The following is a 14366-nucleotide window of genomic DNA, read 5'->3' on the forward strand; positions in this document are numbered from 1 at the left end:
TGATGCAGCTCACGCCCGTCCCAGTATATCGCAGGGGATTCCGGCGGGACGGGGCCGCCGGGACCAACAGACACACGGACCATCAGACACAAAGGAGTGGACATGACCGAAACACCCACCGCAGCCGCGCAGGCCTGGCTGACGGAACTGGATACCGCCCTGCAGCGGCGCGACGTGGACGCCGCGCTGGAGCTTTTCGAGGACGACTGCTACTGGCGCGACTTCGTGGCGTTCACCTGGAACCTGAAAACGCTGGAAGGCAAAGCGGACATCCGGCAGATGCTCGAGGCCACGCTGGACCACGTGCAGCCTTCTGGGTGGGCCCTGTCCGAGGACGCCACCGGCGCCGACGGCAGCGTGGAAGCCTGGATCACGTTCGAAACTGCCGCCGCCCGCGGCTACGGCCACCTCCGGCTGCGGAACGGCAAATGCTGGACGCTGCTCACCACCATGCAGGAGCTGAAGGGCTTCGAGGAGAAGAAGGGGACCCGCCGCGAGAAGAGCGTGGCGCACGAGATCATCAAGGGCCGCCGCTCCTGGCTGGAACAGAAGCAGGATCGCGAGGCTCGGCTCGGCTATGACGAGCAGCCTTATACGGTCATCATCGGCGGCGGGCAGGGCGGCATCGGCCTCGCGGCGCGGCTGCGGCGCCTCGGTGTCCCCACCCTCGTCATCGAGAAGAACCAGAAGCCGGGCGACTCCTGGCGGAACCGCTACAAGTCCCTGCACCTGCACGACCCCGTCTGGTACGACCACATGCCCTACCTGAAGTTCCCCGACGACTGGCCCGTCTTCGCCGCCAAGGACAAGATCGGCGACTGGCTGGAGCACTACACCCGGATCATGGAGCTGAACTACTGGGCCGGCACCGAGTGCCTGGGCGCCGAGTTCGACGACGGCACCCAGGAATGGGTGGTCAACGTGGTTCGTGATGGGGTGCCTGTGACGCTGCGCCCCAAGCAGCTGGTGTTCGCCCTGGGCGTCTCCGGCTACCCGAACATTCCCGCGTTCGACGGCGCGGGCTCCTTTCTGGGGGAGCAGCGCCATTCCTCGCAGCACCCGGGCGGTGGAGACTGGAGTGGGAAGAAGGCCGTGGTGATCGGCTCCAACAATTCCGCGCACGATATCTGCGCGGACCTGTGGGAGCACGGCGCCGACGTCACCATGGTGCAGCGGTCCTCCACGCACATCGCCCGGAGCGAGTCGCTGATGGACCTGGCGCTGGGGGACCTGTACTCCGAGAAGGCGCTCGCGGCCGGGGTGACCACGGAGAAGGCCGACCTGCTGTTCGCATCGCTGCCGCTGCGGATCCTGCCCGAGGCACAGGTGCCGGTGTACCAGGCGATGGCTGCCCGGGATGCCGAGTTCTACTCCCAGCTGGAGGCCGCCGGGTTCGATCTGGACTTCGGCGTGGACGGGTCCGGGCTGTTCGTGAAGTACCTGCGGCGCGGCTCCGGCTACTACATCGACGTCGGCGCCTCCCAGCTGATCATCGACGGCCGGGTGCAGCTTCGCTCGGGGGAGGTTTCCAAGATCACCGGCAACGCCGTAGTCCTTGGTGATGGCACTGAGCTGGAGGCCGACCTGATTGTATACGCCACCGGCTACGGCTCCATGAACGGCTGGCTGGCGGACCTGGTCTCTCCCGAAATCGCGGACAAAGTAGGAAGATGTTGGGGGTACGGCTCAGACACCCCGAAGGACCCAGGCCCCTGGGAAGGGGAGCTGCGCAACATGTGGAAGCCCACCAATGTCCCCAACCTCTGGATCCACGGCGGCAACCTGCACCAGAGCCGGCACTACTCCGCCTACCTGGCCCTGCAGCTCAAAGCCCGGATGGAAGGACTGGAAACGCCGGTGTACGAACTGCAGCCAACGCACCACGCGCGCTGAACCCGGCCCCGGTGGTTGAGCCTGTCGAAACCCGGCCGCCGTTGGTTGAGCTTGTCGAAACCCGTTAGTTTGAGGAGAAATCATGAAGGCAGCACGTTTTCACGGCAGGAAAGACATCCGGATCGAGGATGTGCCCGAGCCGGAGCTCCGCGCCGGGACCGTCAAGATCGACGTCGCCTGGTGCGGCATCTGCGGAACCGACCTGCACGAGTACCTCGAGGGCCCCATCTTCGTCCCCGCACCGGGGCATGCTCACCCGCTCTCAGGGGAGGAGGCTCCGGTGACGTTGGGGCACGAGTTCTCCGGGACGGTGTCTGAAGTCGGCGAAGGGGTGACGGGCCTCGCGAAGGGGGACAACGTCGTCGTCGAACCCTATTTTGTCTGCGACGAATGCGATTCCTGCCAGGCGGGCAATTACCACCTGTGCCGCAAGATGGGGTTCATCGGGCTCTCCGGTGGCGGGGGAGGCCTGAGCGAGAAGATCGTGGTGGACGCCCGCTGGGTGCATCCCATTGGGGACATTCCGCTTGATGAGGCGGCCCTGATCGAGCCGCTGTCCGTGGCGCACCATGCGGTGGCGCGCAGCGGCGTGAAGGCGGGCGACGTGGCGCTGGTGGGCGGTTCAGGTCCGATCGGGCTGCTCACCGCGGCCGTCCTCAAGGGCATGGGGGTGACCACGATCGTCAGCGAGCTGACGCTGGCCCGCAAGGAGAAGGCGGTTTCCAGCGGCGTGGCTGACCATGTGCTGGACCCCAGCAAGGAGGACGTCCCGGCGCGGGTGCTGGAACTCACCGGCGGTACAGGGGCGGACGTCGCCTTCGAATGCGCCGGCGTGAACGCGGTGCTGGACACCATGCTCGACGCCGTCCGTCCGGCAGGCGTGGTGGTCAACGTGTCCATCTGGGGTGCGCCGGCCACGGTGGACATGCAGAAGCTGGTGCTCAAGGAGATCGACCTGCGCGGCACCATCGCCTACGTCCGGGACCACCCCGCCGTGATCAAGCTGGTGCAGGAGGGGAAGGTGGATTTGAAGCCGTTCATCACGGGGCGGATCGCGCTGGAGGACCTGGTGGAGCAGGGCTTCGACACCCTGATCAACCACAAGGAGACGGCGGTGAAGGTGCTGGTGCATCCGTAGGGTGCTCGGTGATGCGTTATTGAGGGCAGTTTCGAGAGTGCTCATGTTGATCACCTTCGCGCCACGCCGTTACCAACGGGCCAGTTGGTTGCGTTCACAAGGCCTGAGCTGCCACACCGCCCTCGTTGAGGACTTTGCTGTCCGGGATGGCACCGGCAGCCGACGGCGGGGGCGGCGCACCCCGTCGTCATGTGGCGTCGACGGGACCGGTGACTTCGTCGTCATTGAATTCCCGGTCTTCTACCGGTGCTGGTCTCCGTCGTGAAACGGATGTTGATGATGGATGCGAAGGATAAGACCGTGATCGCCGCTGGAGTGCGGAGCCGCTCCGAAGGACAGCCTGATCATGGATGGGTGGAGGTCACCCACTTTCAAACTGTCCTTCGGCGGCAGCGAGGTTGCCTGCCTTTAGCCCTGGCGGGAATAGGATTCCCACTTGTGGGCCTGGTGTTCGCCGTCGACGAAGCGGACGGTGCCTGATTTGGACCGCATCACGATCGACTGGGTCAGCACCTTGTCCTTGGCGTAGCGGACACCGCGGAGGAGGTCGCCGTCGGTGATACCGGTGGCCGCGAAGTAGCAGTTGTCGCCGGTGACGAGGTCGTCGGTGGAAAGGACCCGGTCCAGGTCATGGCCGGCGTCGATGGCCTTCTGCTTCTCGTCATCGTTAGTCGGCCACAGCCGGCCCTGGATCACGCCGCCGAGCGTCTTAATGGCGCAGGCTGTCACGATGCCTTCCGGCGTTCCGCCGATTCCCATGAGGGCGTCGACCCCGGTACCGGAGCGCGCGGCCGCGATCGCGCCGGCGACGTCGCCATCCAGGATGAACTTGGTCCGGGCACCGGCCTCGCGGATTTCCTCCACCAGCCCGCGGTGGCGGTCGCGGTCCAGGATCATAACGTTGAGCTGGTTGACCTTGACGCCCTTGGCCTTGGCGATGAGGTGCAGGTTCTGCTTGACCGGCAGCCGCAGGTCCACGACGTCCGCGGCTTCCGGCCCGGTGACCAGCTTCTCCATGTAGAAGACGGCGGAGGGGTCGAACATGGTGCCGCGCTCGGCCACGGCGAGGACGGCGAGGGCGTTGTTGATGCCGAGGGCAGCCAGGCGGGTTCCGTCGATCGGGTCCACGGCGACATCGCACTCGGGGCCGGTGCCATCACCGACGTGCTCACCGTTGAACAACATGGGGGCTTCGTCCTTTTCGCCTTCACCGATGACGACGACGCCGTTGAAATGGACGGTGGACAGCAGGGAACGCATGGCGTCCACGGCAGCGCCGTCGGCCTTGTTTTTGTCGCCGAATCCGACCCAGTGGCCACCGGCAATGGCGGCCGCTTCGGTCACGCGGACGAGTTCCAGCGCCAGGTTCCGGTCGGGTTCGTCGTCGCCCACGGCCAGTGCCGGGGACAGGATTGAATAGCGGGTTGATCTGGAAGCGTCAGACATAGCGACCTCATTCTTGAACGGTAGTGGGGGATGCGTGGCGGTCAGCGTGCGGCGGATCTGGGCCCTACTTCACATCCTCGTCTACCCAGTCCATGGACTTGGTGACGGCCTTTTTCCAGAGCCGGAGCTGGCGGAACCGCTCGGCGTCGTCCATTTTCGGAGTCCAGCGCTTGTCCTCGCCCCAGTTGGCGGTGAGCTCTCCGAGGTCTTTCCAGAAGCCGATGGCCAGGCCAGCCGCGTAGGCGGCGCCGAGCGCCGTGGTTTCAACGATTCTGGGCCGTACCACGGCGACTCCGAGGATGTCGGCCTGGAACTGCATGAGGGCCTCGTTGGCCACCATGCCGCCGTCGACCTTCAGCTCGGTCAGTGACACCCCGCTGTCCGCGTTGACGGCCTCCAGCACCTCGCGGGTCTGAAACGCCGTGGCTTCCAGCGCCGCCCGGGCGATGTGTGCCTTGGTGACAAAACGGGTCAGCCCGACCAGGGCGCCCCTGGCATCCGGACGCCAGTAGGGTGCGAAGAGGCCGGAGAATGCCGGTACGAAGTAGGCGCCGCCGTTGTCCGGCACCGACGCGGCCAGGGCCTCAACCTCCGGGGCGGAATCGATCAGGCCCAGGTTGTCCCGCAGCCACTGGATCAGCGATCCGGTGACGGCAATGGAACCTTCCAGCGCGTAATGCGGCTTCGCATTGCCCAGCTTGTAGCCGAGCGTGGTCAACAGGCCGTTGCTGGAATGAACGATCTCTTCGCCCGTGTTGAAGATCAGGAAGCACCCGGTGCCATAGGTATTTTTGGCTTCGCCCTTGCCGAACGCGGCCTGGCCGAAGGTGGCAGCCTGCTGGTCCCCAAGGATTCCGGCCACAGGAACTCCGCGCAGCAGCTGGGAGTGGTGGACGGTGCCGTAGACCTCGGAAGAGGACCTGATTTCGGGCATCATGGACCTGGGCACATCAAACTCCTCAAGGATGCTGTTGTCCCACTGCAGTGTTTCCAGGTCCATGAACAGGGTCCGGGACGCGTTGGTGACGTCGGTGATGTGAATGCCGCCGTCGGTGCTGCCGCCGGTCAGGTTCCAGATCACCCAGGAGTCGGTGGTGCCGAAGAGCAGGTCCCCTGCTTCGGCCTTGGCCCGCGCATCCTGGACGTTGTCCAGGATCCATTTGATCTTGGTGCCGGAGAAGTACGTGGCGAGCGGCAGCCCGACCTGCTTCTTGAAACGGTCCACACCGCCGTACCTTGCCAGCTGATCCACGATGTCCTGGGTGCGGGTATCCTGCCACACGATGGCGTTATACACCGGACGCCCCGTCGTCTTGTCCCAGACGACGGCGGTCTCGCGCTGGTTGGTGATGCCCACGGCGGCGATGTCGTGGCTGGTCAGGTTTGCCTTGGACAGCGCTGAGCCGATGACCTCGCGGATGTTGTCCCAGATTTCGACGGGGTCGTGTTCGACCCAGCCGGCCTGGGGAAAGATTTGTTCGTGTTCTTTCTGGCCGCTGGAGACGATATTGCCGTTGTGGTCAAAAACGATGGCACGGCTGCTGGTCGTGCCCTGATCGATTGCGATTACATACTGCTTCATCATGACTTCCTTGTCTTAGTGAATGACGGTGTTCGGGTGGCGCGACGGTTACGGTGCGGCGGTGAATACAATGGGCGCGGCGGCGGCGGCGAGGCCGGCCAGTCCTCCGCCGGCCAGGGGACCGACGACGGGAATCCACGAGTAGGACCAGTCGCTCTTGCCCTTGCCCTTGATCGGGAGCAGTGCGTGTGCGATGCGTGGTCCGAGGTCACGGGCCGGGTTGATGGCGTAGCCGGTGGGGCCGCCGAGGGAAACACCGATGCCGACCACCAGCAGGGCCACCGCCAGCGGTCCGAGTCCGGAGGGCGTGCCGCCGAAGGTCAGGATGACGAAGACCAGGACGAAGGTGCCGATGATTTCGGTGATCAGGTTCCACGGGGTGGAGCGGATGGCCGGGCCGGTGGAGAACACCGCCAGTTTGCTGGTTGCCATGGGCTCCGCGTCGAAGTGCTGCTTGTGCGCCAGCCAGCAGACCACGGCGCCCAGGAAGGCGCCGGTCAGTTCGCCGCCGAAATAGGTGATGGTTGACAGGAAATCGACCGGGATGCCGGGGACGAATTCCTTCTTGCCGTTGAGGATCAGGCCCAGCGTGACGGCCGGGTTGAGGTGGGCGCCGGATTTTGCTGCGATGAACACACCGGCGAAGACGGCGATGCCCCAGCCCCAGGTGACCATGAGAAACCCGCCGTTGTTTCCCTTCGTTCCTTTTAGGGCAACGTTGGCGACGACACCGCAGCCGAGCAACGTCAGCATCGCGGTGCCGAATATTTCGGACAGGAAGATAATTCCAAGAGACATCTTTGACTCCTCTTATTGTTCTGTTTGTGGCCGGTCTCGGGTGATGACCGGCAGTCGGGGGCGGGAGCGCCAGGCCTAGTTCCGCCCGGCCCCGCCCGCTGTCGGGTCCGGATCCGCGGCAAAGCAGCGGCCCGGCTTTTAGTGCGTGGCCTTGCTGTGCGTCACGAAATCTGGCTTTGTACCGGGACCCCGTGGAAACGCTGCAGCACGTTTTGTGCGTGCGTGATTTCCTGGGCCATCCTGGCCGTATCCCAGCCGAGCGGTCCCGCGAGGGCCTGGGCCAGCTCGGTGAGGAGTTCGGCGGTGACCAGGCCCCGGAAGGCCAGGGACGTGCGCCGGATGAGGACATCGATCAGGTGTCCGATCTGCTCGTGCCGGACCATGAACTCGATTTCGCGCAGGCTCAGCTCGCGGGTCGAGCTCAGGGCACGGTCCTCGCCGGCGGTGAGGTAGGTGATGACGTCGGTTGCACGGGTGCCGTAGCGGGTCAGCAGTCCTTCGACGCGTCCGGCGTCCAGATCATCGGACACGTGGCCTGTGATCCAGGCCTGCACATCGGTCTCGGTGGGCGGGAAGTCCGCTCCGCCGCCGATGGGAAGCTTGGCGGTGGAGATGCTCCGTTTGTGACCGAGGATCGCCAGGACATCGTTGGTCACATGCTCGGACAGGGCCCGGAAAGTCGTCCATTTGCCGCCGACAAGACTCAGGACCGGAACGTTGGTGCCGGCGATGTCACGGTCGCGGCGTTCAATGCGGTAATCGCGGGAGACGAACCCGGGGTGCTCGGCTTCATCACGCGGGAGCGGGCGCACCCCGGCGAAGCTGTACACGATGCTCTCCCGGGTGATCGTGATATCAGGAAAGACGTGTTTGATCAGGTCGAAAAAGTATGTGATCTCCTCGTCGGTGCAGACGGCGTCCTCGTCCATGTCGGCGCGGATGTCCGTGGTGCCGACCAGGACACGGTCCCCCATTGGGTAAATCAGGACGATCCTGCCGTCCGTGTGTTCGAAGAAGATTTCGCTGCCCTGGCAGGCGTCGGACAGTGCGGGGTGATCCAGCACGATATGGGATCCCTTGGTCCCTCCCATAAACAGGGAAGGCGAGCCCAGCGCCTCGTTGGTCAAGTCGACCCAGGCCCCGGTCGTGTTCACGATCACATCGGCCGTGAAGGAGAACGTCTCACCCGTGAGTTCGTCACGGAGTTGGACCCCTTCGTCGCCGATGCCGCTGACGCTGACGTAATTGGCGGCGCGGGCTGTGTCATTGCCGGAGCCGGCGGCCTTCTGCCCGTCCTGGAGGACATCCAGGGTGAGCCGCTCAGGGTTGTGCACGGACGCGTCGAAATAGGTTGCCGTGTATTTCACGCCTGGATTGAGATGAGGAAGTTCCGCCAGGGCCTTGGCTCGCCCCTTGAACTCGTGCCGCGGGACGGTGCCGCCGTCCCGGGAGAACGAGTCATAGAGGCTCAGTCCGATTTTGATCAGGAAGGCCCCCCGCTCCTTGGGTGTGCCGTGCTGTTTGTGCGTCAGGAACCGCAGCGGGGCGGCCAGCACGCCGGAAAAGGTGCTGAAGATCGGAATCGTGGTTTTCAGCGGCTTAACATAGTGCGGGGCGAGCCTGAGGAGCCGGTTGCGTTCGGTGACCGATTCCTTGACGAGGCGGAATTCGCCGTTTTCAAGGTAGCGGATCCCGCCGTGGATCATATGGGACGAGGCACCGCTCGCACCCTGGCAGTAGTCCCCCCGTTCCACCAGGGCCACGTCCACGCCCTGCAGCGCCAGGTCCCGGAAAGTGCCGACCCCGTTGATGCCCCCGCCGATGATCAGCACCTTAGCTCGGGGGCGTTTACGCAGGCTCTCAACCGTCGTGCGGGAAGAGGCCGGGCTGTGGTCACCGGTGGATTCATGCATGCTCAAAGTTGCTCCCTTGCAGCTTGTTCTTCGCACCCTGCGGCGCCTTCCCTTTCATTCTTCGAACACTGCGGGAATATGTTCAAGCCTTCTGCACAAACGTGCAAAACCGAGGATGCTGGCCGTTTCCCCTCTGCGGGGCCGCGGTGGGGGTGTCGCGGCACGGCCGCTGGCCCCCGGAAACCGGGGGATTTTTCCGCGCGGCACGGATGTATTGCCTGCGGGATCTGAAGCCATCTCCTATGCACCTGCCAACCTCCCCTCTTGACGGGCTGGACTAATCCGGATTGAGTTCCGGACGAACATGCACGTTGTCCCGGCGCCGGACACCCTGTACCACCGCATCGCCGTCGTCGCCCGGCACCTTCCGGACCTGGCATCGCGCACCCCGCTGTCACTACCGATCCGCCCCCAAAACGACACCGGTTCTTGCGGTGCGAAGTTTCGCAGGACCCTTCAGCGACAGAGCCCGGTCACGCTGCGGCCAACTGATGCCGGAGGATGTCGCGAAATCGTTCGTTCGCAAGACACTTTCCGTACCCGAGAGCGTCGACAGCAGAACCTAAGCCCGATCACCGGGGCTTCAGCAGGCTCACCAGCTGCACTACCGGTCCCCGCCCGTTCATGACTGGGGACCGCACTTGCTGTGATGAGACGCGTGGATCTGTGTTTGCGATCAGGGACCTACGGGAGACATTGTTCATCTTTTGGGATGAACCCACATCGGAAGCGGGGAGTGCGGCTCCTCGCGGGAATTCAAGGCGTCGAACTGCTCGTGCCAGAGGGATTGCTCGCGGTCCATGTACTGCCTGTGCGACGGGGTCCATTTGGGCCAAATGTCGGATGCGTCCTGGGCTTTGGTTTCAGCCCGGTCGGGGGCCGGGGGACCTTTGCGCTTGGGGCTAACGCGGGGGCTAACCGGGGTCTTCCGCGGTACTTTCGGCCGGCTCTTACTCCTGGTGCCCAGGGCCGTAAGGTGCGTCAGCCCGATTATTAGACCGCCCACGCCCCAGACGATGCCGAGCAGGACCAGGGCAACGAGAAACAATGCAAGGAAAACAAGGTCCCGATTGCGGGGATGACTAGCACCATGGCCTATGCCACCGATCTGGGCCTCGTTGGATGAGGTTGTTCAGCTATCTTGCTGCTTCTGGCAGGGGCGGCTGCATAGCTGCCGCCCCTGCCCACATGTAGTAGCCGGCCGCCACCATTGCGAGCCCAAAGGGTATGGCGAGCAAGACAGCGGGTGTTTGTTCATTGGCTGCCAGCAGAGCGACAGTACTGACCACGAAGAGGATCCCGAGCCATCGTGGAAGAACACCTGAACGGAGAATGAAGACCCCGATCATCAGGAGGCCGGCGATGACAGCCAGCAGCCCGGGGATGACAAAGTACGGCATCCCCGGGAAGTCGCCGGCGAAGAACGCCGTTTGTATGAGCCCGCCGGTAAACAGCAGGATGAACCCAACTGCGGCCGTCATCAGGCCAGCGTTCGCAAGCTTGAGGTACTGGCCGGATCGCCGTGCAAGGAGTGTCATACCGGCCACGCCAACCAGGATGAGAAGGGATGCGGCAGCGGCCGCCAACGGGACAAACCCGGTTGATGAACGCATGGCTCTTGTCTCGCATTCCAAGCCGATGCAGCCGATCGGTTCCAGATTGTGTAGGAACGCGGCCAAGACGCATAGCACACCGCCGAGCATCGCTGCCGCGCCAGCCCATCTGCGGAATTGCCCAGCCCAGAACCGGTCGTCGAAGTTTCCCCGGGCCATGGTCAACCGCCATCTCTCTGGAGACCGCCAGTGTGTCCTCCTATGCTGGACCGGGCCGGTGTGGCGGTCAAGAGCCCGTTCCCGGCCAACCATCCAGCCGCGGAGACTACAGCGTTTCGGGAACCGCGCGCCCCGGGAACAGCGTCGAGTACTGCCGCCGATACATCCTGCGCCCCACGACGCTGTAGGCACTGAAGTTGGCGCGTGCGACCGCCTTCGGTGCGATGTCGGCGTTGTCGCTGGCGACACCGGAATCGAGAACAGCAACTCTGACCTCGTTGCCGGTGGTGACGGTCCACGCTTCGACGGCGTCCACATCTGCGTCTGCTTTGCCCGCGGCTACCACTATGGTGCCGGCGGTGTTCGTGAATGATTGGCCGGTGTTTTGCAGGGCGTACTGGCGTGGGAAATACGTGCCGTGAAGGCGCTGGTGCATCCGTAGGACCAGCCAATCGATCGGGGGCGTGACAGGCCAAAGCGTTACATGTAACGTTTAACTATGAGCGTTAGGGATCGTGTTGCACGGCACCGGGTTGCCATGCGCGAGCGTGGGTTTCGTCAGATTCAGATGTGGGTGCCCGATGCGCGCACCGAGGAGTTCAGGCGTGAGGCGCAACGCCAAGCGCTGGCGGTTGCCGCCACTGACCGCGCTGGCGACGACCAGGATTTCGTCGAGCAGGTTTCGGAAGACTGGCCGGAGTGAACCGTGGCGAGCTGTGGACGGTATCCGGCGGAACATATGCGCAAAAACCCCGCCCGGCACTCATCATCCAGGATGACCTGTTTGCGGAGTCGGAGTCGGTCACTCTTCTGCCGCTAACGACTCACTTGACGGACGCACCATTGCTGAGGCTGACTGTAGACCCAGGACCGCTGATCGGCTTGCAAACCATCAGCCAGATCATGGTGGACAAGCTCACGACAGTCCGTCGCGCCAACCTCGGGCAGCGGATAGGCCGAATAGACTCCGAGACCATGGTTGCGGTGGAGCAATCGCTCGCCGTCTTTCTCGGCCTGGTACGCTGACCGCTTGAGCTCACTGGGATTCTGCTCGTTGCCAGGCCCAGACCCTGGGTGCGGCGGGCACGGGACGAATGAGTTGCGCAGATGCGCGATGAAGGCGTTTTGCCCTTTGTCTGACCCGGCCGGTGGGTAGTCCGAAACCGGCCCCTCGGACAGCGTCAACGGATCTGGCCAAGAGCGAAAGTCGCTGCTCTACGCCCGGAGCCGGCGGGAGATGGGCGTCGTCCCACGCCGACCCGTCGTCGTCGTACCGGGGTTTCGACGGTTTTACTGACAGGCTCAACCACCGACCACCGGGAGGGACAACGTCAACCCCGGCAGACCGCCGTCGACCCCTCCAACGCTCTATCACTTCCCTACGTGCAGGTTTTCGACGAACGCTCTCGCACCTTTGGGGCCTCGAAACGGGGCCATTCCACGATCCATTCACCTGGGTGCGGTCGACAACGTCTGCGATCCGGATGGTTGCGGGGCCTCCGGGTTTGAACGCGGCAGGTTACCGTGGGCTCAGGCGGACCGGCTGCATGGATGAGCACACCCGGACCGTCCTCTTCTGTGACACCGGGGCGCCCTCGTTGGCAGACATTACGTTGTGGGTCAGCCACTCAAGGCGGCGAGGGCCTTACGCAGGCGAGTGCCTGCGTCGTCGGCGACGTCTTTGACCGCCGGTGCAGCGCTGAGCTGGACCATGGTCTGTGGGTCGATTGCCTCGATGGTGGTGACTCCTGCGTCTTTGCTGCGGCGGACGACGACGTTGCAGGGCAGGAGCGCGCCGATTTCGGGTTCTGCGGCAAGGGCGCGGCTGGCCAGGGCGGGGTTGCAGGCACCAAGGATGACGTAGTCACCTACAGCGTCAGCGGCTTCGGTTCCAAGCTTGGTTTCGAAGGTGGAACGCACGTCGATTTCGGTAAGTATTCCGAATCCCTGGGCAGACAGGGCGTCCCGGGTGCGGTCCAGGGCTTCGGCCCACGGAAGAGCGGTGGTCGTGCTGAGTGTGTACGTCATGGTTCTCCTGGGTCGGCTCGAAAAGGGTAGTCAGGCGAGGGAGAGGAAGAGTTTTTCCAGTTCTTTACGGTCCATCGTTGCGTCCTTTTGGACGATGCACTGTTCCAGGCCCGTGGCGATGATGGCGAATCCGGCCCGGTCGAGTGCTTTGGACACGGCCGCGAGTTGGGTGACGATGTCCTTGCAGTCCCGGCCTTCTTCCAGCATGCGCGTGACGGCGGCGAGCTGACCCTGGGCGCGCTTAAGCCGGTTGATCACGGGTGTGAGTTCTGAGGGATTGAGTTCCATTGGTCACTCCAAGAGTCGGGGTTTTCCTCCATCCTATACCCCCTAGGGTGTTTTGCGTACCCCAGGGGGTATCTGCAATACTCGGTGGGGTATTCACCCGACGACCCCTTCGAGAGGCCAGCACATGACTTCCCCTTCCACGGCTCCAGCCGTTACAGCGCTTGCTCCCGAGACCCTGCGCACCTGGATTGCTGAGCACCAGGACCTCGTCGTGCTCGACGTCCGTTCCGCCGCCGAGTTCGAGTCCATGCACATCCGCGGGTCCTATAACGTGCCCCTGCCGCTGCTGTCCGAGCACGCGGATGAACTCGCCCACCGCTTGGGCTCCCGCGTCGTGCTGGTCTGCCAGTCCGGAGCCCGTGCCGAACAGGCGCGCCAGCGCTTGGGCAAGTCCGGGATCGACGGCGCTTACGTCCTGACGGGCGGGGCGCCCGGCTTCGCGGCCGCCGGCGGCGACGTCGTGAAGGGCAGGGACCGCTGGGATCTGGAGCGCCAGGTCCGCCTCGCCGCAGGCTCCCTGGTGGTCCTGGGTCTGGCCGGCGGCAGGTTCGTCTCGCCAAGGATCCGCTTGCTGGCCGGTGCCATCGGCGCGGGCCTCACGTTCTCCGCAGCGACCAACACCTGCGCCATGGGCCAGGCCCTCTCGGCCATGCCGTGGAACAAGGCCACTGAGGAACCCACCCGCGAAAGCGTCATCCTGCAGTTGCCTGCGCCGGCACCTGAAGAGGACATCGCGGCATGATTCCGGCCCTGGGCCTGGGGCTTGTCGTAGGGATCGTCCTGGGTGTGGTGGGCGGCGGCGGATCGATCATCGCCGTTCCGGCCCTGGTGTACGGGGTGGGCATGAGCCCGGCCCAGGCCATCCCCACCTCTCTGCTGGTGGTGGGGGTGTCCTCGTTGGCGGCCCTGCTGCCCCGGTTCAGGGATGGTCTGAACTGGCCAGTAATCGCAGTGGTCGGGGCTGCCGGCATACCGGCAGCCTGGGGCGGTGCGGCCGTAGGCCGGCTGCTGGACCCAAACATCCTGATGCTGGCCTTCGCCGTGATCATGATGGCGGCAGGAATCCGGATGCTCAGGAAACCGCGCGAATCCGAAGGGTCCTGCAGCACCGGGCCGGGGAGGGCCTTCAGGTCCTGTGCCCCGAAGGCCGTAGGGGTAGGCCTGCTCGTGGGCTTCCTCACCGGACTGCTCGGGGTGGGAGGAGGCTTCCTCATCACCCCCGCACTGACCATCTTCCTGGGTCTGCGCATGAAGCAGGCCGTCGGAACGTCCCTGGCGATCATTGTCATCAACTCCGCCGCTGGATTCAGTGCCCACGCTTCCGGATACACCATCGACTGGGCAACCACCCTGGCGTTCGCGGTCCCGGCCATCCTGGGCTCCCTCGTCGCCGCCCGGCTGGCCCGCCGCCTGAAGGACACGCACATCCGCATCTCATTCGCGGTACTCATCTTCGCCGTCGCGGCCTGGGTCACCGCCGGCACCATCACCGCCTAATCTCATCAAAG

The 14366-nt window shown here is 64.5% G+C and carries 14 protein-coding genes; 6 read left to right on the forward strand and 8 right to left on the reverse strand.

Going from position 1 to position 14366, the window contains the following annotated elements:
- The first annotated feature begins 102 nt into the window (after positions 1 to 102).
- Both ACZY0Q_RS11170 and ACZY0Q_RS11175 read left to right on the forward strand, forming a co-directional pair.
- Entirely contained in the window at positions 103 to 1893 is a 1791-nt protein-coding gene (locus ACZY0Q_RS11170) for an NAD(P)-binding domain-containing protein (protein ID WP_463916780.1), read from the forward strand.
- An 82-nt stretch (positions 1894 to 1975) separates the two neighbouring features.
- On the forward strand, positions 1976 to 3031 hold the full coding sequence (locus tag ACZY0Q_RS11175) for a 2,3-butanediol dehydrogenase (protein ID WP_463916782.1): 1056 nt from the start codon (positions 1976 to 1978) through the stop codon (positions 3029 to 3031).
- A gap of 408 nt (positions 3032 to 3439) precedes the next feature.
- Here the strand turns inward: ACZY0Q_RS11175 and glpX are convergent, their stop codons facing one another.
- The 6 genes from glpX to ACZY0Q_RS11205 form a co-directional block, all read right to left on the reverse strand.
- Complete coding sequence (gene glpX, locus ACZY0Q_RS11180; RefSeq protein ID WP_463916785.1) at positions 3440 to 4477, reverse strand: class II fructose-bisphosphatase; 1038 nt, start codon at positions 4475 to 4477, stop codon at positions 3440 to 3442.
- A 64-nt stretch (positions 4478 to 4541) separates the two neighbouring features.
- On the reverse strand, positions 4542 to 6059 hold the full coding sequence (gene glpK / locus ACZY0Q_RS11185) for a glycerol kinase GlpK (RefSeq protein WP_463916788.1): 1518 nt from the start codon (positions 6057 to 6059) through the stop codon (positions 4542 to 4544).
- Between the two features lie 48 nt (positions 6060 to 6107).
- Positions 6108 to 6857, reverse strand: a complete 750-nt coding sequence (locus tag ACZY0Q_RS11190; protein ID WP_463916791.1) for an MIP/aquaporin family protein — start codon at positions 6855 to 6857, stop codon at positions 6108 to 6110.
- Positions 6858 to 7018: 161 nt separating this feature from the next.
- Complete coding sequence (locus tag ACZY0Q_RS11195; RefSeq protein WP_463916794.1) at positions 7019 to 8770, reverse strand: glycerol-3-phosphate dehydrogenase/oxidase; 1752 nt, start codon at positions 8768 to 8770, stop codon at positions 7019 to 7021.
- A gap of 1136 nt (positions 8771 to 9906) precedes the next feature.
- Positions 9907 to 10383 carry a hypothetical protein gene (locus ACZY0Q_RS11200; RefSeq protein ID WP_463916796.1) on the reverse strand — a complete coding sequence of 159 codons (477 nt, stop codon included), beginning with the start codon at positions 10381 to 10383 and terminating at the stop codon, positions 9907 to 9909.
- Positions 10384 to 10648: 265 nt separating this feature from the next.
- On the reverse strand, positions 10649 to 10978 hold the full coding sequence (locus ACZY0Q_RS11205) for a hypothetical protein (RefSeq protein ID WP_463916799.1): 330 nt from the start codon (positions 10976 to 10978) through the stop codon (positions 10649 to 10651).
- 63 nt (positions 10979 to 11041) lie between these two features.
- On the opposite strand from ACZY0Q_RS11205, the gene ACZY0Q_RS11210 reads away from it, so the two are divergent.
- Both ACZY0Q_RS11210 and ACZY0Q_RS11215 read left to right on the forward strand, forming a co-directional pair.
- Complete coding sequence (locus tag ACZY0Q_RS11210) at positions 11042 to 11245, forward strand: antitoxin MazE-like protein (RefSeq protein WP_463916801.1); 204 nt, start codon at positions 11042 to 11044, stop codon at positions 11243 to 11245.
- Entirely contained in the window at positions 11242 to 11568 is a 327-nt protein-coding gene (locus ACZY0Q_RS11215) for a type II toxin-antitoxin system PemK/MazF family toxin (RefSeq protein ID WP_463916804.1), read from the forward strand. The genes ACZY0Q_RS11210 and ACZY0Q_RS11215 overlap by 4 nt, the downstream gene beginning before the upstream one ends.
- A 594-nt stretch (positions 11569 to 12162) precedes the next feature.
- Here ACZY0Q_RS11215 and ACZY0Q_RS11220 read toward each other — a convergent pair.
- Both ACZY0Q_RS11220 and ACZY0Q_RS11225 read right to left on the reverse strand, forming a co-directional pair.
- Entirely contained in the window at positions 12163 to 12570 is a 408-nt protein-coding gene (locus ACZY0Q_RS11220) for a DUF302 domain-containing protein (protein ID WP_463916807.1), read from the reverse strand.
- Positions 12571 to 12600: 30 nt separating this feature from the next.
- Positions 12601 to 12858 carry a metal-sensitive transcriptional regulator gene (locus ACZY0Q_RS11225; RefSeq protein ID WP_463916809.1) on the reverse strand — a complete coding sequence of 86 codons (258 nt, stop codon included), beginning with the start codon at positions 12856 to 12858 and terminating at the stop codon, positions 12601 to 12603.
- A 124-nt stretch (positions 12859 to 12982) separates the two neighbouring features.
- Here ACZY0Q_RS11225 and ACZY0Q_RS11230 point away from each other — a divergent pair, with 124 nt between their 5' ends.
- Positions 12983 to 13600, forward strand: a complete 618-nt coding sequence (locus ACZY0Q_RS11230) for a rhodanese-like domain-containing protein (RefSeq protein ID WP_463916812.1) — start codon at positions 12983 to 12985, stop codon at positions 13598 to 13600.
- On the forward strand, positions 13597 to 14355 hold the full coding sequence (locus ACZY0Q_RS11235) for a sulfite exporter TauE/SafE family protein (RefSeq protein ID WP_463916815.1): 759 nt from the start codon (positions 13597 to 13599) through the stop codon (positions 14353 to 14355). Before ACZY0Q_RS11230 ends, ACZY0Q_RS11235 begins: the two co-directional genes overlap by 4 nt.
- Positions 14356 to 14366 lie beyond the last annotated feature (11 nt).

The sequence above is a fragment of the Pseudarthrobacter lactosi genome (assembly GCF_055412785.1).